The 22773-nt window shown below is 52.4% G+C and carries 18 protein-coding genes, 3 pseudogenes and 1 riboswitch; of the genes and pseudogenes, 15 read left to right on the top strand and 6 right to left on the bottom strand.

What is annotated here, in order from left to right; all coding sequences use genetic code 11:
• Positions 1-275 precede the first annotated feature (275 nt).
• Positions 276-1469 (top strand): NAD(P)/FAD-dependent oxidoreductase, encoded by a 1194-nt coding sequence (locus tag P0X86_RS28010; protein WP_009592911.1) that lies wholly within the window; start codon positions 276-278, stop codon positions 1467-1469.
• Entirely contained in the window at positions 1470-1730 is a 261-nt protein-coding gene (locus P0X86_RS28005; RefSeq protein WP_009592851.1) for a hypothetical protein, read from the top strand.
• 69 nt (positions 1731-1799) lie between these two features.
• Here P0X86_RS28005 and hemQ read toward each other — a convergent pair whose 3' ends face one another.
• Positions 1800-2549 carry a hydrogen peroxide-dependent heme synthase gene (hemQ, locus tag P0X86_RS28000; protein WP_015737412.1) on the bottom strand — a complete coding sequence of 250 codons (750 nt, stop codon included), beginning with the start codon at positions 2547-2549 and terminating at the stop codon, positions 1800-1802.
• Positions 2550-2799: 250 nt separating this feature from the next.
• On the opposite strand from hemQ, the gene P0X86_RS27995 reads away from it, so the two are divergent.
• The 3 genes and pseudogenes from P0X86_RS27995 (at position 2800) to dnaI (ending at position 5792) form a co-directional block, all read left to right on the top strand.
• Positions 2800-3099 carry a YuiB family protein gene (locus tag P0X86_RS27995; protein WP_015737411.1) on the top strand — a complete coding sequence of 100 codons (300 nt, stop codon included), beginning with the start codon at positions 2800-2802 and terminating at the stop codon, positions 3097-3099.
• 200 nt (positions 3100-3299) lie between these two features.
• Positions 3300-4805 carry a replication initiation and membrane attachment family protein gene (locus P0X86_RS27990; protein ID WP_192570598.1) on the top strand — a complete coding sequence of 502 codons (1506 nt, stop codon included), beginning with the start codon at positions 3300-3302 and terminating at the stop codon, positions 4803-4805.
• A gap of 34 nt (positions 4806-4839) precedes the next feature.
• Positions 4840-5792 (top strand): annotated as a pseudogene (dnaI, locus tag P0X86_RS27985) (primosomal protein DnaI).
• A gap of 126 nt (positions 5793-5918) precedes the next feature.
• Here dnaI and P0X86_RS27980 read toward each other — a convergent pair.
• Positions 5919-6074: a hypothetical protein gene (locus tag P0X86_RS27980; protein ID WP_006212594.1), complete on the bottom strand. Its 156-nt coding sequence runs from the start codon at positions 6072-6074 to the stop codon at positions 5919-5921.
• A gap of 253 nt (positions 6075-6327) precedes the next feature.
• On the opposite strand from P0X86_RS27980, the gene trxA reads away from it, so the two are divergent.
• Entirely contained in the window at positions 6328-6645 is a 318-nt protein-coding gene (gene trxA / locus P0X86_RS27975; protein ID WP_009592891.1) for a thioredoxin, read from the top strand.
• A gap of 137 nt (positions 6646-6782) precedes the next feature.
• A pseudogene (gene uvrC, locus P0X86_RS27970) lies at positions 6783-8785 on the top strand (excinuclease ABC subunit UvrC).
• On the opposite strand, the gene P0X86_RS27960 reads toward uvrC, so the two are convergent.
• Positions 8757-10445, bottom strand: coding sequence for a CPBP family intramembrane glutamic endopeptidase (locus tag P0X86_RS27960; protein WP_277747028.1), 1689 nt, complete (start codon positions 10443-10445; stop codon positions 8757-8759). The pseudogene uvrC and the gene P0X86_RS27960 sit on opposite strands and share 29 nt — an antisense overlap.
• Positions 10446-10735: 290 nt before the next feature.
• Positions 10736-10880, top strand: a riboswitch (cyclic di-AMP (ydaO/yuaA leader).
• Positions 10881-10943: 63 nt separating this feature from the next.
• Here P0X86_RS27960 and P0X86_RS27955 point away from each other — a divergent pair.
• A pseudogene (locus P0X86_RS27955) lies at positions 10944-12285 on the top strand (TrkH family potassium uptake protein).
• A 16-nt stretch (positions 12286-12301) separates the two neighbouring features.
• Positions 12302-12976 (top strand): potassium channel family protein, encoded by a 675-nt coding sequence (locus tag P0X86_RS27950; protein ID WP_009592874.1) that lies wholly within the window; start codon positions 12302-12304, stop codon positions 12974-12976.
• A gap of 36 nt (positions 12977-13012) precedes the next feature.
• On the opposite strand, the gene P0X86_RS27945 is transcribed toward P0X86_RS27950, so the two are convergent.
• A complete protein-coding gene (locus tag P0X86_RS27945; protein WP_015737406.1) occupies positions 13013-13930 on the bottom strand; it encodes a LysR family transcriptional regulator in 918 nt (305 codons plus the stop codon).
• A gap of 275 nt (positions 13931-14205) precedes the next feature.
• Here P0X86_RS27945 and P0X86_RS27940 point away from each other — a divergent pair, with 275 nt between their 5' ends.
• The 5 genes from P0X86_RS27940 (at position 14206) to P0X86_RS27920 (ending at position 19248) form a co-directional block, all read left to right on the top strand.
• A complete protein-coding gene (locus tag P0X86_RS27940) occupies positions 14206-14874 on the top strand; it encodes a succinate dehydrogenase cytochrome b558 subunit (RefSeq protein ID WP_015737405.1) in 669 nt (222 codons plus the stop codon).
• A gap of 17 nt (positions 14875-14891) precedes the next feature.
• Positions 14892-16634 carry a succinate dehydrogenase flavoprotein subunit gene (gene sdhA, locus P0X86_RS27935; protein ID WP_015737404.1) on the top strand — a complete coding sequence of 581 codons (1743 nt, stop codon included), beginning with the start codon at positions 14892-14894 and terminating at the stop codon, positions 16632-16634.
• A 19-nt stretch (positions 16635-16653) separates the two neighbouring features.
• Positions 16654-17418, top strand: coding sequence for a succinate dehydrogenase iron-sulfur subunit (sdhB, locus tag P0X86_RS27930; protein ID WP_076324823.1), 765 nt, complete (start codon positions 16654-16656; stop codon positions 17416-17418).
• Positions 17419-17549: 131 nt separating this feature from the next.
• The gene (locus P0X86_RS27925; protein ID WP_277747027.1) at positions 17550-18350 is read left to right on the top strand and encodes an AAC(3) family N-acetyltransferase; all 801 of its coding nucleotides are present in this window, start codon (positions 17550-17552) and stop codon (positions 18348-18350) included.
• Between the two features lie 211 nt (positions 18351-18561).
• A complete protein-coding gene (locus tag P0X86_RS27920; protein ID WP_277747026.1) occupies positions 18562-19248 on the top strand; it encodes a potassium channel family protein in 687 nt (228 codons plus the stop codon).
• 74 nt (positions 19249-19322) lie between these two features.
• Here the strand turns inward: P0X86_RS27920 and P0X86_RS27915 are convergent, their stop codons facing one another.
• Positions 19323-20702, bottom strand: coding sequence for an aldehyde dehydrogenase (locus tag P0X86_RS27915; protein WP_277747025.1), 1380 nt, complete (start codon positions 20700-20702; stop codon positions 19323-19325).
• A 97-nt stretch (positions 20703-20799) separates the two neighbouring features.
• Here P0X86_RS27915 and P0X86_RS27910 point away from each other — a divergent pair, with 97 nt between their 5' ends.
• A complete protein-coding gene (locus P0X86_RS27910) occupies positions 20800-21708 on the top strand; it encodes a metallophosphoesterase (RefSeq protein ID WP_192570603.1) in 909 nt (302 codons plus the stop codon).
• Positions 21709-21951: 243 nt separating this feature from the next.
• Here the strand turns inward: P0X86_RS27910 and P0X86_RS27905 are convergent, their stop codons facing one another.
• Positions 21952-22761 (bottom strand): histidinol-phosphatase, encoded by an 810-nt coding sequence (locus P0X86_RS27905; protein WP_090908850.1) that lies wholly within the window; start codon positions 22759-22761, stop codon positions 21952-21954.
• Positions 22762-22773 lie beyond the last annotated feature (12 nt).

Below are 22773 nucleotides of genomic sequence, written 5' to 3'. Positions count from 1 at the left end.
TAATGGCAAAAAAATTCTTGATATTTGCATGGTTTATGCATATGATTAACGTGATAACTTGTGTTCATTGCAGGGTTCTCATATCGATTGGTTACGGCAGCAATCATAAGGAAACCGCAGGATTACAGCTGTTTTTGAACCGTAATGAACCATCAGGTCAAATGATGAAACGGGCTCTGATAAGGGCTCTTCTCTTTTTTTGGATGCAATTTCACAGAATGTTAACATGTGTACCATACTGTATATATAAAGAGTAAGCTGGAAGGAGCAGTAGAATGAGCAGCATACCGAAGATCGTAATCCTTGGCGCGGGTTACGGGGGCATATTGACAGCGCAGCGGCTGCAAAAAGAGCTGAATTATAATGAGGCCGATGTTACATTGGTGAATCGCCATGATTATCATTATATTACAACGCATTTGCATATGCCGGCAGCAGGAACCGACAGCATTGAGAATACCCGGGTATCCATATCCAAGTTGATAGACGAGTTCAAAATCGATTTGGTCAAATCCTCGGTTCAGGAAATCCGCCTTCACGATAAGAAGGTTATCCTTGAAGATGGAACGTTATCCTATGACTATCTTGTCATTGGACTCGGCGGCGAGCCGGAGACCTTCGGGATCCCGGGACTCGCAGAGCATGCGATGACGATCCGAAGCATCAACTCGGTACGATTGATTCGAGAGCATATTGAATATCAATTTGCTTTATATAAGAATGAACGCAGACCGCAAGAGCGCATCAACTTCGTGGTTGGCGGAGCCGGGTTCAGCGGCATCGAGTTTGTAGCCGAGCTGGCGGACCGCATTCCGAGACTGTGCAAGGAGTATGACGTCGATCCGACATTGGTGAACATTTATAACGTGGAAGCCGCGCCGTCGGCGCTGCCGGGGTTTGCTCCCGAGCTGGTGGAGTACGCCATGAACGTTCTCGAGAAGAAGGGCGTTACCTTCAAGATGGGCATTGCGATCAAGGAATGCCTGCCGGGCGGGGTCGTGCTGAACAACGGCGAAGAGATCCGGGCGGCAACGGTCGTATGGACCGGCGGCATCCGCGGGAACCGCCTGGTTGAATCGGCCGGCTTCGAAACGATGAGGGGCCGCGTGAAGGTTGATGAATATTTACGCGCTCCGGGATACGAGAACATTTATATTATCGGCGATAACTCCCTCATTTTTAACGAAGAAGGCAGACCTTATCCGCCGACCGCCCAAATGGCGATGCAGCAGGGCGTATGCTGTGCCCAGAATATCGTTGCGGCGATCCGGGACAAGTCCATGCGCAAGTTCGAGTTCCATAATAAAGGCACGGTCGCTTCCCTCGGCCGGGGCGAAGGCATTGCGGTTGTAGGGGATAAGAAATATCAGGGATGGAAAGCGGCCCAGCTGAAAAAATTGGTTGATCTGCGCTACCTCTTCATTATCGGAGGCATTCCGCTCGTCCTGAAAAAAGGCAGGTTCCTATAAATGAGACATTGCAGCGTTCAAGTGCGGGGGCTGCTCACAAGAGATGAACTGGATCGCTACAACGCCCTGATGGAGGTCGGCTCCTACCTGGAGTCGCAAGAGCGGTACGATCTGGCTTATACCGTTCAGCAGGAAGTCGACATTCTCATTCTTCCTGCCATTGAGCGCCTTAAGGATAAAGGGCGGGCCCGGGACCGGGCCACCGCTGAATATCTTGAAACCTTGCGCAAGCAAGAGCAAGATGAGGAAGACGGCGAATAACAGAAGAAGGGATGCTCTCATTCGGAAGAGCATCCCTTTTTTTGATATGCCATTTATGTGCAGAAGGAATTATACCTTCATCAAGTCGGTGAAAGAAGCTTGGTCGAGCAGGTTGCCGACATAGAAAGGACCGAATTCGCCGAAGCGCGCGCTCACTTCGTCAAATCTCATTTCGTACACGAGCTTTTTGAATTGAAGCGCATCGTCGCTGAACAAGGTAACGCCCCATTCCCAATCGTCGAAGCCGACGGAACCGGTGATGATCTGCTTGACCTTGCCGGCATAACCGCGGCCGATCATCCCGTGGCTCTTCATCATGGATTTGCGGTCATCCATGCTCAGCATGTACCAGTTGTCCGCCAAATCCCGCTTTTTGTTCATCGGGTAGAAGCAGATATGCTTCGATTTTGGCAGGACCGGCTTCAGACGGGCAATGACATGCGGGTTCTGCATCGGATCCTCATCGGAGGAGCCGGCCAAGTAATTGCTCAGCTCGACGATGCTGACATAGGAATAAGCCTTGGTGGTGAACTGGGCGAACGTCGTTTTGTTAAAAGCGTTCTCGATCGCGTTCAGCTCTTCCAGCGTCTCGCGCAAATGCATGAAAACAAAATCGGCTTTCTGGCCGACGATGGTATATACGGCGGTGCTGCCTTGCTTGGCGGTCTCGACGGCATCCCATTCCGCAAGGAACGCATTCAGCTCGTCCAGCGCAAAAGCGCGTACTTCTTCGTCTGCAGCTTTCCAGGCCGGCCAATTGATGGTGCGGAAATCATGCAGCGCATACCAGCCCTCGAGCGTCATTGCAGCTTCGTTCATGTGATCACTCCTAAACATTATGTTCGTTATAATTGAAGCGGATGGCCGCTTGCATTAACTTCCTATATTGTACTGTAAGCGCAGTCGGAAGGGCAAACCCCGACACAATGTATTCACGATTGTTCGTTGATCTGTGACATGATTTTTAGTAAACTAGCTATTAGCTAAAGCTTGGTGTGCTGTTTCTTGCTGCAATAAAGTAGGATAGCTGCTATGCGTAGGTGATAAAGAAGAGGTGAAAACAGCGATCATGCTTCAATTTATTCCTGTGCTCGTGCTGATGATTTTGTTTTTTGTCATGATGTTCGGTATCGGTTTTATCCTAAATATGTTGATGAAGACGACCTGGTTTCCGTGCTTTCTGTTCGTGATTGTCATTCTGCCGGTCGTTGTATACAGCTTGTGGGATCGGGGCCAAATGTCGTTCTGGACTCACGTCGGATCGTTCCAGTTGGTGGATTACTTAACGGGAGTTGCGGGTCTGATCGGGGCTTACATGAGCGGATGGACCATTAAGACATTGCGTATTAAAGGGTTTAGAATGTTTTAATCGCGCTTGGCGCAAATTGAATGGAATGTTAATGGCGGCTCTTCGATACCTGGGGGCCGTCATTTATATTTATGGAAGCTCTGCCAAAAGGCAGACGCGAGAATTCCATAATTTTTGATGCGAAAGAACCGACTTCGGAGCATCGGATTTATGATAGAATAGAGGAAGTCTATTTTTGGGCGACAGGGGGAGCATAAACGATGCGCATGACTAATTTTTTACATTTTACAGAGAATCACCGTTACTGCGTATACCGTGACTTCTGCTTAAGCGGCCTGGACGACAAAATGCTTGGTTCGATATATCAACCGATGGTCGGCGCGTTTGCGGTCAGCCTGTACCGTCTTCTCGTATCGCATGTGCCGCTGGAGAAGGTGGGTTATTCGGCCATTGAACAGCAGCGAAGATTATTCTTGACATTAGGGCTTGAGCCCAGCGAAAAAGGACGCCGCTATCTCATTGAGCAAACCTCCAAGCTGGAAGCGGTAGGATTGCTGCAGACCAGCCGGATGTTCGTCCCGGAAACGGACGACCATGTTTATGAATATGAGCTGCAGGCGCCGCTCAGTCCGGCGGAGTTCTTCAATACCCAGCATCTGACGCTGCTGCTTCGCGACAAGGTGGGGAAATTCGCCGTCCTGTCGCTGAGGGAAGAGCTTTGGAGCAAGGAACCCTTGGAATGGTCCGGCATTTCCCTGAACAAGGAGAACATCTCGGTTCCCTTTTACGATATTTTCGAGTTGAACACGCATGTCATTGATTATGAACTGGAGCAGGCGCTGGAAGAGGTCGCGGTATCAAGGAAGCCGGTGCTGCCGCCGAATCCGCAGGGAGAAGGCCTGAACTACGCGGACATTATTCTGCGATTCCCGCGCGAATCCCGCAATCGCGTCTTTGTGGAGCGTCTTCGCTACGACCATGAGCAGATGGGCATCGTGAATTACGTCGTACGCAAGTACGATCTCAGCACGCAGGATTTGTGCCGCCTGCTTGACGAGGACGGCATCTTTACCGAGCACGGCGAGGTAGTCCTGGACGATTTGCAGCACAAAGCCAGCCTTCACTTTAGGCAGGGCATGAAGATGCAGGAGAAGCGGCAGATTACGGCGGGCAAGGTGGTAGCCCTGCATCAGGAGATGACGGCCGATCCGGACGAGCCTGCGCAGGAGCATGCCGTACAGATGGAATATTACGTCGAGGTTCCGGCCCAGTTCCAGTCCAAATGCGATATTCACCAATATAATATGATGCTTCGCAACGAGCCTTATACACGGCTCCTGCAGACGTTCTTCCCGGGCTCGGTTCCCGCGCAGTTTCTGGACATCTTCGAAAAGATCGACCTGAGCTACAAGCTGCCGGGCGAAGTCATCAACGTGCTCATTCATTATTTGATGTCGCTCATTGCCGCAGGCGGCGAGCAGCGGATCAACCGCAACTTTGTGGAGGCCATCGCTTCCAACATGCTGCTGAAGCAAGTAAACAGCTATGAGAAAGCCGTTCAGTATATACGGGATCAAGCCAAGATGAAAGGCAAGCAGAAGGCAGCCTCGCAGCGCACGCGTACATACGCTAAAGGCGGAAAGGCGAAGCCGGAAATTCCAGTGGCTTTGGAGACCGATCAGGCGGAGGCCGTATCGGATGAGGAGTTCGAAGAAATGATGCGGTTTGCGGCAGAAATGCAGGCTGGCAACAAGAAGGGCGGATAAGGAATATCCCGCTTAAGAGAGGAGGGAACAGGTGATGGAGTCCCTTGGTGAACTGCTGGAAAGCATGAAAAGTACTGCGCTCCTGCGCAGAACCGAGCAGATTACGGAGGATTTGCTCAGGAATCCTCTGATTCAAGCACTGCGAAGCGAATATCCGGAGATCGATGACCGGGTCATACGATTGAATTTAAGCAAGCTGTATCAATATGCGGGAGACCAGGCCCACTGCCAGGCATGCCCGGGTCTGGACCGGTGTCCGAATGATTTCCAGGGACATTTCAGCAAGCTGGATATCCAGCGGATGAACGGCACGGTGGAGATCTATGAACGGAAGGCGCCGTGCTCCTGCAGATTGCAAAAACCAATGAGGATCAGATCAAAAAGCGGATTCGCAGCTTTTATGTTGACGAGCATGCCTTGAGCGAAGGGTACGACAATATGGAGATTATGGCGAAGGACCGCTTGCGGGCACCTGCGGTGCACCAGGTCTTCAAATATATCCGGGATACGAAGGAGAACGGCCTGTCCCCGCGCGGCTTGTATCTGACCGGTTCGTTCGGTACCGGGAAAACGTACCTGATGGGTTACTTAATGCATGAGCTTGCGAAAGCGGGCCACTCCGGCGTGATCGTCTATATGCCCGATTTCGTGGAAGATCTGAAAACCATGATGCAGGACGGCCAGAAGCTGAAGGACATGGTCGAGACGATGAAGCATTGCGACCTGCTGATCTTTGACGACATTGGAGCGGAGAATTTGAATCCGTGGGTACGAGATCATGTCCTCGGTTCCATCCTGAATTTCCGGATGAACCGGCTGCCGACTTTCTATACGTCGAACTATCCGCTCGACGGGCTGGAGCAGCATCTCAGCTTCACGAGCAAGGACGGCGAGGAGCTTCACAAAGGGCAGCGGTTGATGAACCGGATCGCGCCTTTCGTGGATGTCGTTCATTTGTTCGGAGAGAACCAGAGAGGGAAGTTCTAGACGTTTGCAACGAGCACATGAACAGAGTGGACAAACGTCCCTTGAAGCGTAAAAAGTCTGATCCCGCTTGCGCATGGAGCGCCGCAGGATCAGACTTTTTATCTGTGCACAAGGAATCATCAAAGATTAACCGACCAAGAACTTGATAATGACGAATCCGAAAAAGATGATGGTCATGAAACCGAACATCCCCACGAAGCCCATCATCAAATCGCCAAAGTCATTGCGTGGTTCTTCATTGATGTGCTCCCGTGGATCGTTAACGCGTACGTTTACATCCATGGTGCTTGCCTCCTCAAAAGGTGAACATGCCGTGCGAACACGAAAAACTTGACAGTCACCCGACTTGTTACTAGTAGTATACCCAATGCGCAAATCATTTGTAAAGATTGCATAAAAATCCCGTGAAAACCTCTTTCTTTAGGTGAGTATATTTCACTTTTTCCGGCCGATTGTGGTATACTAAATTCGTCGACCCATTCGACAATTATGATTCGCACTTTACCCGATCTTATCCTGTGAGGAGGAGAATACAATGGCTATCGTCAATGTTACCGACCAAACCTTCGTCAATGAAGTAGAAGGACAAGGCACGGTTGTAGTTGATTTCTGGGCGCCATGGTGCGGCCCTTGTAAAATGCTTGCTCCGATTCTGGACGAATTGTCTTCAGAACTCGGCGATGATGTAAAAATTGCAAAGGTGAACGTGGATGAGAATCCGGAATCCGCTGCACGCTTCGGCGTCATGAGCATTCCGACCATGATCTTCTTTAAAGACGGCCAGCCTGTCGATAAAGTCGTAGGTCTGAACTCCAAAGAAGCCTTGAAGGGCATTATTGCAAAACATCAATAAGCAGGATTTGCCATAGACTGCAATCCGCTTTCATACAGCGCCTTCGGTGTAACCCGGAGGCGCTTTGTGTGGTTCATTATCATGGTTTATATTAATATTGTTAATATCATACAATCTCCTTGGAGAGGAGGAATAGCATGGACGATTCTGCCAAACGGCTTCAGGAGCAGGAGAAGGCGCAGGAGAATATTCGCCACAAGCTGGCATTGCTGCCGGATCAGCCGGGCTGCTACCTGATGAAGAACCATGAAGGCACGATTATATACGTGGGCAAGGCCAAAGTGCTGAAGAACCGGGTGCGTTCGTATTTTACCGGGAGCCATAACGGGAAGACCCAGATGCTCGTTTCGGAAATCCGCGATTTCGAATACATCGTGACGGGCAGCAACATGGAAGCGTTAATTCTGGAGTGCAATCTGATCAAAACCCATCAGCCGAGATTCAATGTGCTGCTGAAGGACGATAAAACCTATCCCTACCTTAAAATAACGAATGAAGAGCATCCTCGCCTGGAAGTGACCAGGAGGGTGCTTAAAGATAAAGCCAAATACTTCGGTCCTTATCCGAACGCGTATGCGGCGCAGCAGACCAAAAAGCTGCTGGACCGGATGTATCCACTGCGCAAATGCGGCGTGATGCCGAAAGAGGTCTGCTTGTATTACCATATGGGACAATGCTTGGCTCCATGCGTGAAGGAAGTGCCGAAATCCGCCTATGAACAGATTACGGGAGAGATTACTTCCTTCCTGAGCGGCGGGCACGAAGAGATCAAGAAGGAACTGCAGCGAAAGATGCAGGAGGCCGCGGAGGATTTGTATTTCGAGCGTGCCAAGGAGCTGCGGGACCAAATCATCCATATCGATACCTTGATGGAGAAGCAGAAGATCACGACAACGGATACCCGGGATCGCGACGTGTTCGGTTATGCCGTGGACAAAGGCTGGATGTGCGTGCAGATTCTGTACATGCGCCAAGGCAAAATGGTGCAGCGCAACAAGTCCGTTTTTCCGTTCTACGGGGATGCGCACAGTGATTTCATGTCGTTCATAGCCCAGTATTACAGCGATAATCCTGCATTGCCGCAGGAAATTCTGCTGCCTGGGCCGCTGTTGGCAGAGGAGACCGGCTCCGAGACGGCCACTGATAGCGCCGGGGATCAGGGTGCCCGGAACGCAGACGAAGCCGCGGAAACGGAGAAGAAGCTGACCGCGGATACATCCGAAGAACAGCAGGAAGTCCTTGTCCAAGCCCAAGCTGAGCAGGCGGAGGCCGCTGGCCTCGTGGATGCTGCCGGGGGCGCTGCCGCCTTGCAGGAATGGCTGGGCGTTAAGGTTCACGTGCCGCAGCGGGGCTTGAAGAAACAGATGGTCGGCATGGCGTCGGATAACGCGAAGGTGTCGCTGGACGAGAAATTCCGCTTGATTGAGCGCGATGAAGAACGGACTTCGGTTGCAGCGGCTAATCTGGGCGAGGTGATCGGCCTCCAGTCGCTGAACCGGATCGAGGCGTTTGATAACTCGAACATCCAGGGCGCAAATCCGGTATCGGCCATGGTCGTATTCACCAACGGGAAACCGGATAAGAAGGAATATCGCAAATATAAGATCCGTACCGTGCAGGGGCCGGACGATTACGATACGATGCGTGAAGTGATCCGGCGGCGGTACGAGCGTGTATTGAAGGAGAATCTGCCGCTTCCGGACCTCATTGTCGTCGATGGGGGAAGGGACAGATCTCAGCAGCCATCGACGTGCTGGAGAATGAACTGGGGCTGTTCGTCCCGGTCTGCGGGCTTGTGAAGGATGCCAAGCATAAAACGGCGCAGCTGATGGTCGGAGACCCGCCGGAGCCGGTGTCGCTGCCTCGGGACAGTCAGGAGTTCTATTTGCTCCAGCGCATTCAGGATGAGGTTCACCGTTTCGCGATTTCCTTCCACCGCGAGCAGCGCGGGAAATCGATGGTGACGTCCAAGCTGGATTCGATCCCAGGCATCGGGGAGAAGCGCCGCAAAATGCTGCTGAAGCATTTTGGCTCGGTCAAAAAAATAAAAGAGGCTTCAGTCGAAGACTTCAAGCCCCTTTCCATCGGTGAAAAATTAGCAACGGAAATTCTTAATGCACTTCGTGAGGAGGAGTCGTGACATACGGCTTCTCTTTTTTTGTCGGGTTGAAACGGTAAATCGCATAGGCGACAATCGCCGGAAGCACCATGTAAAAAGCGCCGGTCAGCAGGTTGGCTGCATCCTTGAGCATGATCAGGCTGATGCCCATCAGGATGCTGTTGAAGATGACATGGGAGAACATCGCCGCCAAATACCCGTATTTCAAGAAGATGTAGCTGAACAGCAAACCGATGATGACCAGCTCAATCGGCCGGGAGATCACGGGGTATATCGGATAGAGCGTATGTCCCAGTGCCCAGATAAGCGAGGTGATCAAGCTTGCGACAAAGGTGTTGCGGACGATCTTTTTCACCATCTTGATGCCGAACAGCCGGTACACGGCCTCCTCGGATATGCCGGCCAGCCAGGCCATCAACGGAAACAGCCAAGGATACAGCATGTTGTAAGGCGATTGCGTCGCATCCGTGGTGGACCATGTATTCAGGGTCAGACCAAGACCGATAAAGATGACGGATTGGACGCCAAGCAGGATGAAGGCCCACATATACCCCAGCTTCATGCTGTCCAGCACGTAATGCCCGTATCCGGGTTCTTTGGCACGCGGCCATGGATTGAGCCCGTCTTCTTTATGCCACAGCCCGCTGCCGCCGACAAGGGAAAAATAGAGCAGGGCGGAGAAGACGAGCGAATAGACGGCATAGAAAATCATCATCCCGAGCACGCCGGTTTGCGACATGCCTTCCGATTTGAAAACGGGAATCAGGTTATACGTATTCAGCATTTGAATGACGAACAGCAGCGCGGATAAGAACAGGCCGCGCTTAAACGAGGTGTAGGCCCTGGTCTTCACGCTGTACACAATCGCAAGAATGCCCAGGATTAGGGTGAACAGGCCGTACCCTGCGAGCGTCAGCAGGGTGGCATCCTGCGTCTGCTTGTTGACATAAGCAGAGTGGGCGGCTGGCACCGAGAAGGAGGGCTCATAAGAGCGCAATTTCCCCTGCTCGAAGGTGAAGCGGTGCTCCAGCCTGGAGTCCCCGATCCTGGATTCAGGGTCCACATATTTGAGACGGGGCTCCCCTTCCTTCGTAACCAGCTCCAGATTCGACAGGTCATAACCCGCCCGTTGAAGCCATGGCTCCGCCAGCGCCTGCTTCTCGGCCAATGTCATGCCGTCCTCAACGACGAGCAGCATCTGCCTCTGAATCTCGCCCTTGTTCAGCTTGATCCGGTCAAAGCTGGAACGGGCATAATCATACGAGAATCCGACGATGCCGGAATTCTGCATGTGCACGTCCACATTGAGGGCATCGCCTCCAGGCTCGCTGAAGCGAACGCGGTATACGTCATAGGGATATTTGGCTTCATAGGTTTTGTTATATTCCGAAAGCCTCTTCTCCTTCGCCAGATATCCGTAAAGTTCCGATTTGGATTGATATGTAACCAAGGCTTCGTCCGTGTCCGCAGCCGCAAACTGCAGATGCTCCTGAGCAAACCTTGAAGCTGCCTGCCGAGCCTGCTCCTTGGAAATGATATCCGGTGAGGCCATCTCGGCATCGTCCGGATTCGCCCACGGAAATACCTGAAATAATAGGAACAGAATCAGGCCGACTGCGGCAGGCGCGATGAGCTGCTTCAGATTGGGCTTCAGCTTCAAGGGCTCTCTTGCACGATTCATGAAATTCCTCCTCTAAGAAAGTTGATACTCCCACTGGTATTCGATATGCCTGATTAAGAACGCATAGAGTCAATATAACATAGTATGAAAGCCATAAGCAGCTTATCCCAATTATCGGAATATTGAAATAAATCGATGAAAATGAATGAAAGGTTTCGAAAACGTTAGAGAACCCTACGCTTGTATTCTTGAATATGCCCAATTCGCGCTCTTTTAAAGATATTTCGGGCGAAAAACGGCATTGGGTTACGTAACGGATTGAGTTATAATCACATCATGCTTGAAGGAACCGAATATTCCAGCCGAATTTCGTAATGAAAATGGGGGAACCATGTAATTGGGGTGAATTTCATTATTCCCGGAATAATGAATAGGGCGACCTGTGGAAATGCCCGAATCCGTCAGCTAACCTCGTAGGCTGTTGCACAGGAACCAGACCGAAAGGCACTGCGTTTTCCAGTGTCTTTTTTCGTTGATTTTTTTAAAGAAGGTGTCCGATTGAACGCTAAATTAAACTGGCTTACATTGTCTCCGCCTCAAATTCTCGTGCTTGGTTTTGCGGCCATCATCTTCATCGGGACCGGGCTGTTAATGCTGCCAATCTCGACGACGACGGGCGAACCGCTTGGATTTACTGACGCCTTGTTCACTTCGACCTCGGCAACGTGCGTAACGGGCCTGGTCGTGGTGGATACGGGAACGACATTCAGTTCCTTCGGAGAAGTCGTGATCATGCTGCTGATTCAAATCGGCGGGCTCGGATTCATGACGATGGCTACTTTATTCGCCTTGGTTCTGAAAAAGACGCATATCGCTCAAAGACCGTCTAATCTTACAGGAAGCGATGAATCAGTCCTCGATGGAAGGCATCGTAAGGCTGATACGCAGAGTATTGCTGTACTCCCTCGTCATCGAGGCCTGCGGCGCAGTCATTTTATCGATTCGTTGGGCGTTTGATATGCCGCTGGGCCGGGCGATCTATTACGGTGTTTTTCATGCGGTGACGATGTTTAACAACGCCGGCTTCGATTTGTTTGGCGATTTTCGGAGTTTGACCGGGTATGTATACGATCCGGTAGTCAACTTCGTCGTGATGTTCTTGATTGTTTCCGGGGGCATTGGATTTATTGTGCTGTCCGATCTGATCGATTATCGAAAACAGCGGAGGCTCTCCCTGCACTCCAAGGTGGTGCTCACGATGACGGCTGCCTTGCTTGCGGTCGGATTTATCGTCATTCTCATATTTGAATTTACCAATCCGAGAACGCTGGGTTCCCTGAACTGGGGCGGAAAATTCTTCGGCGCGTTATTCCAATCCGTAACGCCGCGTACGGCGGGCGCGAATACTATAGATATTACGGGGCTCAGACAGGCAACGCAATTTTTTATCGTCATCCTGATGTTTATCGGAGCATCTCCAGGGTCAACCGGCGGCGGCATCAAAACCACGACCTTTACCATTATGGTAGGGGCGGTCATCGCGATGATGCGCGGGCGGGAAGACATCGTCATGTTCCGTTATCGCCTGGCCCAGGAGCGGGTGCTGAAGGCACTGACCATTGCCTTGCTGGCCCTGCTGCTCGTTCTAACCGTCTCGATGATTCTGTCGACGACAGAGGAAGGGGACTTCCTGGAGATTCTATTCGAAACGACATCCGCCTTCGGTACGGTAGGTCTCTCCATGGGCTTAACGCCCGATTTGACCGTGTTCGGCAAGATCCTGATCAGCCTTACGATGTTTGCGGGTCGATTGGGGCCGTTGACGCTTGCTTATGCACTGGGGCCGAAAAAGGGTAAAGAATTATATCGTCATCCGGAAGGCAAAATGATAATTGGATAAGGGGTATAGGAGAGACATGAAACCAAAGCAATTTGCAATCATCGGTTTGGGGCGATTTGGCGCCAGTCTGGCGCTGGAGCTGATGGAACAGGGATATGAGGTGCTCGGCATCGACCGGAACGAAGAGGTCGTCGAGGACATGAGCGAGCTGCTGACGCATACGGTGGTGGCGGACGCGACGGATGAGGAAGTGCTTAAATCGCTTGGCATCCGCAACTTCGACTGCGGGATCGTTGCGATCGGGAACGACATTCAGATGAGCATCCTCTCCGCCATCCTGTTGAAAGAGCTGGGTGTCGCGATGGTCGTTGCCAAGGCGATATCGGTGCTGCACGGCCGGGCGCTGGAGAAGCTTGGCGTGGACCGGGTCATCTTTCCCGAACGGGATATGGGGATCCGGGTAGCGCACCAGCTCGTGACGCCAAACCTGCTTGATTATATCGAATTATCCAAGGATTATCTGATTGTGGAGATGACGGTCACGGACTGCATGGACGGAAAAACGCTGAGCGAGCTTAATACGAGGGTCCGGTACGGCGTCAGCGTGGTGGCGCTGAATAAACAGTCCGGCATTATCGTTGCTCCGACGGCCATGGACGTCGTGAATTCCGGCGACATTATGGTCGTCATCGGCTCCAATGACAACGTGGACCGCTTTGAGTCCGAAGTCGTGAATATGCTCGAAAAATAAATATAGTAGAAAAAAACTGACGATTGCGAAATATCGTCAGTTTTTTTTCGATTTATCTTCCTCCAGCTTGCGGAACAGGATCTCCGTTTCTTCGATCCAGCGGCTGGCCGCCTTGCTCAGCTCCGAGGCTTGACCGTAGATCAGCGAAGTCGTTCGCCGGGTTTCGATGAGTGCCGGAATATGAATGTCGACGAGCCCGTTATCAGACAGCAGCTGCGGCCTCAGATAGGATTTGGGCAGCAGCGCGGCCGCCTTGCAGGTCGGGATCAGCCTGACGATCGCTTCGAAGGAGTCGATCTCCATCCGGATATCGGGCATGATGCCCCAGCGGTGAAACAGATCGTCCGTCAGCTTGCGGTACCAGGTTCCGGTCGAAAATATGATCATTGGCAAGCCTTGAAGCTGTTCGATGCCCACATCCTCGATTTCCGCCAGCGGATGTGAAGACGGGATGACAAGCTCCAGATGGTCATCGAACAGCGGGATGCAGTTCAAGCCCGGCTGGTTGATGGATGAAGCAACAATGCCGACATCGACCCGTTTATCCCTTACATAAGACACGATTTCATGGGTCTTGCCGGTGATGAGCTTGATTTCGGCTGACGGATGACGCTCCATGAAGGCATTGACCAGCGGGGGCAGGGTGGTCTGCAGCGTGGTCAGACTGGCGCCCAGGTTAATCGAGATTTGGTCCCCTTCCCGGTAATGGGCCAAGGTCTGCAAGAATTTGATCTGCTGCTGGCGCTGCTCCAGGGCGAAGGTATACACAATCTGCCCAATTGAGGTAAGCTCCAGCCTTTTGCCGCGGCGGTTGAACAGCTGCAGTCCGAGCTGGTCCTCCAGTTTGGCTATTTTTCGGGACAGGGCCGGCTGTGACAGGTTGAGCAGCTTGGAGGCTTGATTGATGCTGGATTGCTCCACGACGACGGCGAACACGTCCAGTTCTTCGAACATGGAAATCCTCCTATTAAAATAGACATGCGTGCAAAACGTTGCTTATGCGTATAGATTATAACGATTAATAATTATATTGCAATTCCATTATAAGAAAAAAAGGAGTAACATGAAACATGACACAAGTTGTTCACACGATTGCTGAAATAGGCAACTTTTTGTCGTTGCAAGGCTTTTTGAACAACCTCTTTTAGGGCAGGGGAAGTGTAATTGTTCTGAAAATAGGAAAGATTGAAAATGAAAACGCTGTACATTGGAAAGGGGAACGTCAACTGATGAAAGGGTATTATTCCAGAAAGCTGCATTCTTTGCTCGGTGTCATACCGCTTGGGGCATTTTTGCTCAGCCATATGATTTCCAACTTTAAGGCTTTCGAGGGTGGGAAGGAAGGCTTCGCGAGCGCGGTGCATTTTTTGAACAGCATGCCGCTGATTTTTTTCCTCGAGCTGTTCCTGATCTGGCTGCCATTGCTATATCACGGCGTCTACGGGTTATACATCGCTTACCAGGCGAATAACAACGTGGGCAACTACAACTATGAACGGAACATCCGCTTCACCATCCAACGGATCACCGGCGTTATTACGTTCGTTTTTGTCATCTGGCATATGTACGATACGCGCTTCCAAATCATGATCGGCAAAATCACGCATGACGATTTGGGCGCGACGATGCACGGCATCATGAACAATCCGGTTCTGTTTATTCTGTACGTCATCGGCGTTGTTTCCGCTACCTTCCACTTCGCTAACGGCCTGTGGGCGTTCCTCGTCAGCTGGGGCATCACCGTCGGTCCGCGCGCGCAGAAGGTATCCACTTACATCTGCATGGGCTTGTTCGTATTGATGAGCGTGCTGTTCGTTCTTGCCATGACAGCATTCCGCGGTTCCGAATTCCAGGCGGCGACGGCAGCGATCGACGTAGTTAAGACAGTCTTAAGTTAAAGGGGAGTGAACGAAAAATGGCATCTAATATTATCGTAGTGGGCGGCGGCCTCGCCGGGCTGATGGCAACCATCAAAGCGGCGGAAGCAGGCGCTCACGTTCATCTATTCTCGCTTGTACCCGTTAAACGCTCTCACTCCGTGTGCGCGCAAGGCGGCATCAATGGAGCCGTAAATACGAAAGGTGAAGGTGACTCTCCTTGGGAGCATTTTGACGATACCGTTTACGGCGGCGACTTCCTTGCGAATCAGCCTCCGGTCAAAGCGATGTGCGAGGCGGCGCCGGGCATCATCCACTTGATGGACCGCATGGGCGTTATGTTTAACCGCACGCCGGAAGGCCTGCTCGATTTCCGCCGTTTCGGCGGAACGAAGCGCCATCGTACGGCGTTTGCCGGCGCGACCACCGGCCAGCAGCTGCTGTACGCGCTTGACGAGCAGGTTCGCCGCTGGGAAACCGCGGGGCTTGTGACCAAATACGAGAACTGGGAGTTCCTGAATGCGGTCATCGACGACGAAGGCGTATGCCGCGGTATTGCCGCCCAGGATCTGCGCTCGATGGAGATCAAGTCGTTCAAGGCTGAAGCCGTCATTCTCGCCAGCGGCGGTCCCGGCATTATTTTCGGAAAAACAACCAACTCGGTTATCAATACGGGAACAGCGGCCAGTGCGGTGTATCAGCAAGGCGTTCATTATGCGAACGGCGAGTTCATCCAGATTCACCCGACGGCCATTCCGGGCGACGACAAGCTCCGCTTGATGTCCGAGTCGGCACGCGGCGAAGGCGGACGGATTTGGACCTATAAAGACGGCAAGCCTTGGTATTTCCTCGAAGAGAAATACCCTGCTTACGGAAACCTGGTGCCGCGCGATATCGCTACGCGCGAAATCTTCTCCGTCTGCGTTGATATGGGACTCGGCATCAACGGCGAGAACATGGTTTACCTGGACCTCTCCCATAAGGATCCGAAAGAGCTGGACGTCAAGCTCGGCGGCATCATTGAAATCTATGAGAAATTCATGGGCGACGATCCGCGCAAAATCCCGATGAAAATCTTCCCGGCAGTCCATTACTCCATGGGCGGCATGTGGGTCGATTACAACCAAATGACCAACATTCCAGGGCTGTTCGCAGCCGGCGAATGCGAGTATCAATATCACGGCGCGAACCGTTTGGGAGCCAACTCCCTGGTATCCGCCATTTACGGCGGCATGGTGGCCGGACCGAAAGCGATCGAATACGTCAAAGGCCTGAAGAAATCCGCAGAGGATGTTTCCTCCACGGTATTTGACCGCGCAGCGAAAGAGCAAACCACCAAGTACGAAGGCCTGCTCAAGATGGAAGGAACCGAGAATGCTTACGTGATCCATAAAGAGCTCGGTGAATGGATGACCAACAACATGACGGTTGTTCGTTACAATGACAAGCTCGAAGCAACCATCGGCAAAATCAAGGAATTGAAGCAGCGTTACCGCAATATCAATATGACGGATACCTCCCGCTGGAACAACCAGGGCGTGGCGTTCACGCGTCAGCTGTGGAACATGCTGGAGCTGTCCGAGGCCATGACGCTGGGTGCGCTTCTCCGGAACGAAAGCCGGGGCGCTCACTACAAGCCGGAATTCCCGGATCGTAACGATGAAGACTTCCTCAAGACAACCAAAGCAACCTGGACGCCGGATGGACCACAGATTTCATATGAAGAAGTGGATGTTTCCTTAATCCCGCCGCGGATTCGCGACTATTCGAAAGACAAGTAAGAAGGAAGGGGGATTTACGATGTCTCAAACGGCAGCTGCCTCAAAGAGCGTTAAATTTATCATTACACGTCAGGACAATCCGGAGACGAAGTCCTATACCGAGGAATTCGAAATTCCGTACCGTCCCGGCATGAACGTCATTAGTGCGCTGATGGAAATTCAGCGCAATCCCAAAAATGCGCAGGGCCAAACCACCGCACCCGTATGCTGGGACTCCAACTGCCTGGAAGAAGTGTGCGGAGCTTGCTCCATGGTCATCAACGGGAAGCCGCGCCAAGCATGCGCGGCCTTGATCGATAAGCTGGAGCAGCCGATTCGGATTCAGCCGATGAAGACGTTCCCGGTCGTGAGAGACTTGGTGATCGACCGCAGCCGCATGTTCACGGCCCTCAAGCGCGTGAAAGCGTGGATTCCGATCGACGGCACCTATGACCTTGGTCCCGGCCCCAAAATGGCGGAGAAGAAGCGTCAGTGGGCTTACGAGCTGTCCAAGTGCATGACCTGCGGCGTTTGCCTGGAGGCTTGTCCGAACGTCAACGAAAAAACGGACTTTATCGGACCGGCCGCGATCTCCCAGGTTCGCTTGTTCAATGCTCACCCGACAGGCGAGATGAACAAGGAGGAGCGTTTGGAAGCGCTGATGCAGGATGGAGGCATCGAGGGCTGCGGCAACTCGCAGAACTGCGTGCGTTCTTGTCCGAAGGGCATTCCGCTGACAACGTCCATTGCGGAAATGAACAAGGATACGACCAAACACCTGTTTAAGCGCTGGCTTGGCGTTTAATCGGTTAACTTCAATACCAAGGCGTCTGACCGGGGCATGGGCTTCGGTACAGGCGCTTTTTGTTGTGTGCTATAATTTATGTGTTTTTTCATAGGATAGGAAATCTTCGAATTGAATCTGAGGTGAGTCACTTGATCATAGAAAGACCGATTACGATAAAGGATATTAGCGATGATTTGGCCGCTTTGGGCGTCCGGAAGGGCATGACCTTGCTCGTCCATTCTTCGCTCAAGAGTGTGGGCGGGTGGATCGTCGGCGGTCCGGAGGCCGTCATACTGGCACTCGAAGACGTGCTGGGGGAAGAAGGGACGCTGGTGATGCCGACCCAATCCGCGAACTTAACCGATCCAAAGACATGGGGAAATCCGCCGGCCGATCCAAAATGGTGGAATCTGATTCGCGAGGGCATGCCGCCCTATGATCCGGATCTGACGGTCACTTCGGGGATGGGGATCATTCCGGAAGTGTTCCGTAAACAAGAAGGGGTTATCCGAAGCGCTCATCCGCATGTTTCGTTTGCGGCACGCGGCAGGGAGGCCAGGGACCTAATGCAATCCCATCCGCTGGACCATAGCTTAGGCGAAGCTTCTCCGCTGGCACGATTGTATGAGGCGGGCGCGTTCGTGCTAATGCTGGGCAGCGGTTATGGCAACAATACGTCGTTCCACCTCAGTGAATACCGCGCGAATTGGAAGGGCAAGGAGGCGGTCACCGCCCACGCGCCAGTCCGCAGGGTGCAGGGAGTGACAGTGTGGGAGGCGTTTCAGGATATCAACTATCATTCGGACGACTTCGAGGCGTTAGGGGCTTCGTTCGAAGCGCAGTGCCCCGATGCGTATATCCATGGACGCGTAGGAAAAGCCGACTGCATATTGGCTGAACAGCGGGCCATGGTGGATTATGCCGTGTCGTGGATGGAGAAGAACCGTTAAATGTTAGCGGCGCATCGCACAAGCTTTCGGAATTACCGCAGGCGAGTGTTGAGCGACGCAGCACAAGATATCCAGACTTCGACCAGGACTAAAGTCAGCTCTTGCCAGCTGCCAAGCTGCCAATGACCTCCAGGTGCAGAGGTGCCGTTTCGAGGGTAATAGGACGTAATGGCACGGCCTGCGGGTTGCGGGCCTCAAGGAGGGACTAGAGATGTCTTGGTGGATGTGGCTGCTCAATTTGGCGGGCTTGCTGTCGTTGATCTATATGTTTTACAGCATGGACAAGAAGTGGTCCAGCAGGCCTTTGCTGCTGGCGCCGCTGCTTATTTATGTCCTGATATCGGTCGAGGATTTGCTCGGCTGGATTGATCTCATGCATGTCGTGCCCGGCGAAGGCGGCATGCGAGCCTTGATCCTGCTGTTTTCATTATGTTCCGTTATTTTCTATGTGCTGTATATCTTCGATAAGATTGCAGACTCTGTCCATCAGCATGTCGATATGAAAACGACCCTGGTTCGGATCAGCATGGCGGCGGGGATGTGCATTCTATATTTCACGGTGGTGTATATGTCGATCTATAAGCTGTTCGGAGGCGTTTCCTTCGAAGGCGAAAACCTCGGTCAGGATTTGCTGAGCCAGTTCATTACCTTCCTGTATTTCAGCATGGCGACGTTTGTCACGGTCGGGTATGGCGATGTAGCCCCTGTCGATAATACGTCCCGGCTTGTCGTGGTGCTGGAGATTGCCTTCAGCTTCGTTACCGTTGCTTATGCGCTGTCCATGCTGGGGACGCTGCGCCGGATCTTTAAGCCCGGCGACGACGGACTGGAGACGGAGGGCGGCGAAGTGAAGACAAAGGGCAATATGCCGCATCGCAGAAAACATTCATCCAAGTGAAACAGGCGCGCCGACAACGGTGCGCCTTTATTAGTTATAGCTAACGGGGCAGGAAAGCGAAAGCTGGATGAAAGCTAAGGCTTCATCAGCTTTTTTAAAATGCCCAGCCCGTTCTTGGAAGGATAACGGAATTTAAAATCAAACCGGTTGGTTTGCTTAAGCACGCTTTTTCTATGGGAGAACGTGTGGAAGCTGTATTCCCCGTGATACGAGCCGATCCCGCTCTCGCCGACGCCTCCGAACGGAAGAAAGGGGGTTGCCAGGTGCATCAGCGTGTCGTTGACGCATCCCCCGCCAAAAGAAACCGAGGAGAGCACGTAATCCTGTACATCTTCATTCTCGGTAAACAGGTAAAGCGCGAGCGGCTTGGGACGGGCTTGAATCGCTTGGACCGCCTCGTGCAGATCCTCATAGGTCAAGATCGGACACAGCGGGCCGAAGATTTCTTCCTCCATGATCGGCATATCCCAGGTGATATCGTCCAGCACGGCGGGCTCGATGAGCAATTTATCCCGCGACGTGCCCCCGCCGTGGCGGAGGGTTCCGTTGTCCAGAAAGTTGGAAAGCCTGTCAAAATGCTTCTCCGAAACGATGCGCCCATAATCGGGATTGGTTAGCGGGGTCTCGCCGTAGAATGAAGTGATGGCGTCTTTCAGATGCGCGATGAACTTCTCTTTCACCTTGCTGTGCACGAGCACATAATCGGGAGCGACGCACGTTTGGCCTGCATTCGTAAACTTGCCGAATGCGATACGCGAAGCCGCCAGGGCAAGGGGCGCATCCTCGTGGACGATGCAAGGGCTCTTGCCCCCGAGCTCCAGCGTTACCGGTGTCAGCTGCTTGGCGGCGGCTTCCATGACGATTTTGCCGACGTGGGTGCTGCCGGTAAAAAAGACATAATCCAAAGGCTGCTCCAGCAGGCTCGTGCTAACCTCGGGGCCTCCCTCTACAGAAACCACGTATTCCGGCTCAAACGTCTCTTTCATGATGGCCGTAATGAGTGCGGATACGTTAGGCGTCAGTTCCGATGGCTTCACAATGGCCGTGTTTCCGGCGGCCAAGGCTCCGATCAGCGGAGAGATGGCCAGCTGCCAAGGATAATTCCAGGGAGCGATAATCAGAACCGTCCCATAGGGCTCGGGATAGACCATTCCCTTGCTGCCCACATGCGTCAGCGCGGTTTTGACGCGCTGCGGCTTGGACCAGCGCTTCAAATTCTTTATGATAAAGGAGAGTTCTTTGTAGACGATTCCGATCTCGGTCGTGAAGGCTTCCTGTTCACTCTTGTTCAGGTCCCTGCGCAGCGCCTCCATGATATCGTTCTCTCTGGCAATCAGGATTTGGCGCAGCTTGGTCAGCTGCTGGAGACGGAAATCCACTTCCTTGGTGATGTCTTTATGAAAAAAATGCCGCTGTGCCGAAACTATGGCTGCGATCGAATCGTTAACAGTCATACATAAACCCCTTTCTCTTGTTATTTCATGTATATGAATAAACATAAGAGCGTTAATACTTGAATTCTTTCATTATTATATAGGAGGATGTCCCCCTATGAGAAATCTATCCTCGGAGATGCCCCAGGGTACAGCCGGCGGCGAGGCGAAGCGAGAACTTAAACAGAAGAGGATGTCGCGCCGCCGATTTCTGAAGATCGGCGTTTCCGTCTTGGCCGGAGCTGGCCTTGCTGGCGGTGCTTATGCGTCGTTATGGGAGCCTCGTCAATTGGATATTGCGAGACACACGCTAACGTTTCCTTCGCTGCCCAAGGCTTTTGATGGCATGAAGATCGTCCAGTTTAGCGATTTGCACCTGGGCTTTCATGCAGGGGCGGACAACGCGGCCCGCGTGGTGCAAGCCATTCATCATGAAAAACCGGATATGATCTGTTTTACGGGAGATATGGTGGACGGTAATGCGGAAGATATGAGGGCTGCCATTCAACCGCTCGCTCAGCTGAAAGCACCGTTAGGCTTATTCTCTATATTAGGCAACCATGATTACGGGGACGTGAAGAAGCTGATTGCTCTGGAGGAGGAGGCCGGGTTTCAGGTGCTGCGCAACGACGCCGTGAAGATTAGGCGGGAGGGTGCCGTCTTCGCCGTTGCGGGCTTGGACGATGGCATCTGGGGAACGCCGGATCCGGAAGCTGCCATTCGGGATCTGCCTGAAGGCATGTTCAAGCTGCTGCTGATGCACGAGCCGGATTATGCAGATACTGCGGCAGTCTATCCCTTTCATCTTCAGCTATCCGGACACAGCCACGGAGGACAGATCCGCCTGCCTTGGATGGGCGAGGTGATCACGCCGCCTGGAGCCAAACGTTACGTGCAGGGCCTGTACACCGTGGGTTCCCAAGGCATGCAGCTCTATGTAAACAGGGGAATCGGCACGACGCATCTGCCTTTTCGTTTCCTATGCAAGCCGGAGCTTACCGTGCTTACGCTGCGGTCCATGGTTTAAGCGAAAGCGGGATATGTAATCTGATATGTAATCTGAAAATTTCAAGTTGAAAGGATCACTTGGAATTTGTTACACAATTGAAATATACCTGTTATCAAACTCTAACAGCCGCGGGTTAAACTTATCACATGACCCCCTTTTGAGAATATATATTATGTTTCGGACCCGGTAACGGGTCCACTTTTTTTGCCCATTTTGCCGCCAATACCCATGTAAATGCAAAAAAACAGAAGGAGTACCCCGTTAAAGAGGTACGGGCACCTTCTGTTTTTGTTCGAAATAGACCCATTCCGTGTATCCGATTTCCTTAAGCACCTTGGCCACTTCGTCAAATTCATCTCCGACCCGGGACGGTTTGTGGGCATCGGAGCCGAAGGTGACCTCGACGCCGTGATGGTGCGCTACTTCCAAGATGGCGTTCGACGGATACCAGCCGCCGCACAGCTTGGTTTTGCCGGATGTGTTGATTTCGATGGCAAGGCCCGATTCCGCGATGACTTTCAGCGTTTCCTCGATCGCTTCATCGGCCTTGATCTCGGAGAACAGCGGATAATTGCCCTTCATCGCATCCATATGGGCAATGATCTGGAACATTCCGCTTCGGGCGGATTGGCGGATCAGATTGAAGTATTCCTCTTTATCCGCAACCTGCTGCTGAGGCGTGAGCTTCTTCCAGCGGTTCTTGTTGAAGATGCTGACATCCCTGACGTGATGGATGGAGCCGATGATGTAGTCAAAAGGATAGGCCGATAACGCCTGCTGGTAAACCTGGGCATGGTTCGGGAAATAATCGGATTCGATGCCCAGCAGGACCTTGATTTTCCCCTCATATTCCCGTTTTAAGTCCAGAACCTCTTGCACGTAGGCCGCAAAGTCCGCTTTTGCCATGGAGATGGCCGGGAAGGGCTGCTCTTCCGGGCTTCCGAAGTATGGCGTATGGTCGGAGATCCCGATGACCTTTAAATCTGCTGCGATCGCAGCCTCGATGTAATCCCGGATATTGCCGTCGGCGTGGCCGCAGCGAAAGTGATGGGTATGCAGATCGAATTTCATATTGACCTCCTT

The sequence above is a fragment of the Paenibacillus sp. BR1-192 genome (assembly GCF_029542445.1).
GTDB classification, from domain to species: Bacteria; Bacillota; Bacilli; order Paenibacillales; family Paenibacillaceae; genus Paenibacillus_AQ; species Paenibacillus_AQ lautus_A.
Note: the sequence above shows the minus strand (reverse complement) of the source record. Positions and strands in the feature narration are given on the sequence as shown.

Excerpts from the sequence above, each read along its gene's own strand:
- P0X86_RS28010 (WP_009592911.1), top strand. The coding sequence starts at position 276 with ATGAGCAGCATACCGAAGATCGTAATCCTTGGCGCGGGTTACGGGGGC.
- sdhB (WP_076324823.1), top strand. The coding sequence starts at position 16,654 with ATGTCTCAAACGGCAGCTGCCTCAAAGAGCGTTAAATTTATCATTACA.
- P0X86_RS27960 (WP_277747028.1), bottom strand. The coding sequence starts at position 10,445 with ATGAATCGTGCAAGAGAGCCCTTGAAGCTGAAGCCCAATCTGAAGCAG.
- hemQ (WP_015737412.1), bottom strand. The coding sequence starts at position 2,549 with ATGAACGAAGCTGCAATGACGCTCGAGGGCTGGTATGCGCTGCATGAT.
- P0X86_RS28005 (WP_009592851.1), top strand. The coding sequence starts at position 1,470 with ATGAGACATTGCAGCGTTCAAGTGCGGGGGCTGCTCACAAGAGATGAA.
- trxA (WP_009592891.1), top strand. The coding sequence starts at position 6,328 with ATGGCTATCGTCAATGTTACCGACCAAACCTTCGTCAATGAAGTAGAA.
- P0X86_RS27945 (WP_015737406.1), bottom strand. The coding sequence starts at position 13,930 with ATGTTCGAAGAACTGGACGTGTTCGCCGTCGTCGTGGAGCAATCCAGC.
- P0X86_RS27915 (WP_277747025.1), bottom strand. The coding sequence starts at position 20,702 with ATGACTGTTAACGATTCGATCGCAGCCATAGTTTCGGCACAGCGGCAT.
- P0X86_RS27995 (WP_015737411.1), top strand. The coding sequence starts at position 2,800 with ATGCTTCAATTTATTCCTGTGCTCGTGCTGATGATTTTGTTTTTTGTC.
- sdhA (WP_015737404.1), top strand. The coding sequence starts at position 14,892 with ATGGCATCTAATATTATCGTAGTGGGCGGCGGCCTCGCCGGGCTGATG.
- P0X86_RS27905 (WP_090908850.1), bottom strand. The coding sequence starts at position 22,761 with ATGAAATTCGATCTGCATACCCATCACTTTCGCTGCGGCCACGCCGAC.
- P0X86_RS27920 (WP_277747026.1), top strand. The coding sequence starts at position 18,562 with ATGTCTTGGTGGATGTGGCTGCTCAATTTGGCGGGCTTGCTGTCGTTG.
- P0X86_RS27940 (WP_015737405.1), top strand. The coding sequence starts at position 14,206 with ATGAAAGGGTATTATTCCAGAAAGCTGCATTCTTTGCTCGGTGTCATA.
- P0X86_RS27950 (WP_009592874.1), top strand. The coding sequence starts at position 12,302 with ATGAAACCAAAGCAATTTGCAATCATCGGTTTGGGGCGATTTGGCGCC.
- P0X86_RS27990 (WP_192570598.1), top strand. The coding sequence starts at position 3,300 with ATGCGCATGACTAATTTTTTACATTTTACAGAGAATCACCGTTACTGC.
- P0X86_RS27910 (WP_192570603.1), top strand. The coding sequence starts at position 20,800 with ATGAGAAATCTATCCTCGGAGATGCCCCAGGGTACAGCCGGCGGCGAG.
- P0X86_RS27980 (WP_006212594.1), bottom strand. The coding sequence starts at position 6,074 with ATGGATGTAAACGTACGCGTTAACGATCCACGGGAGCACATCAATGAA.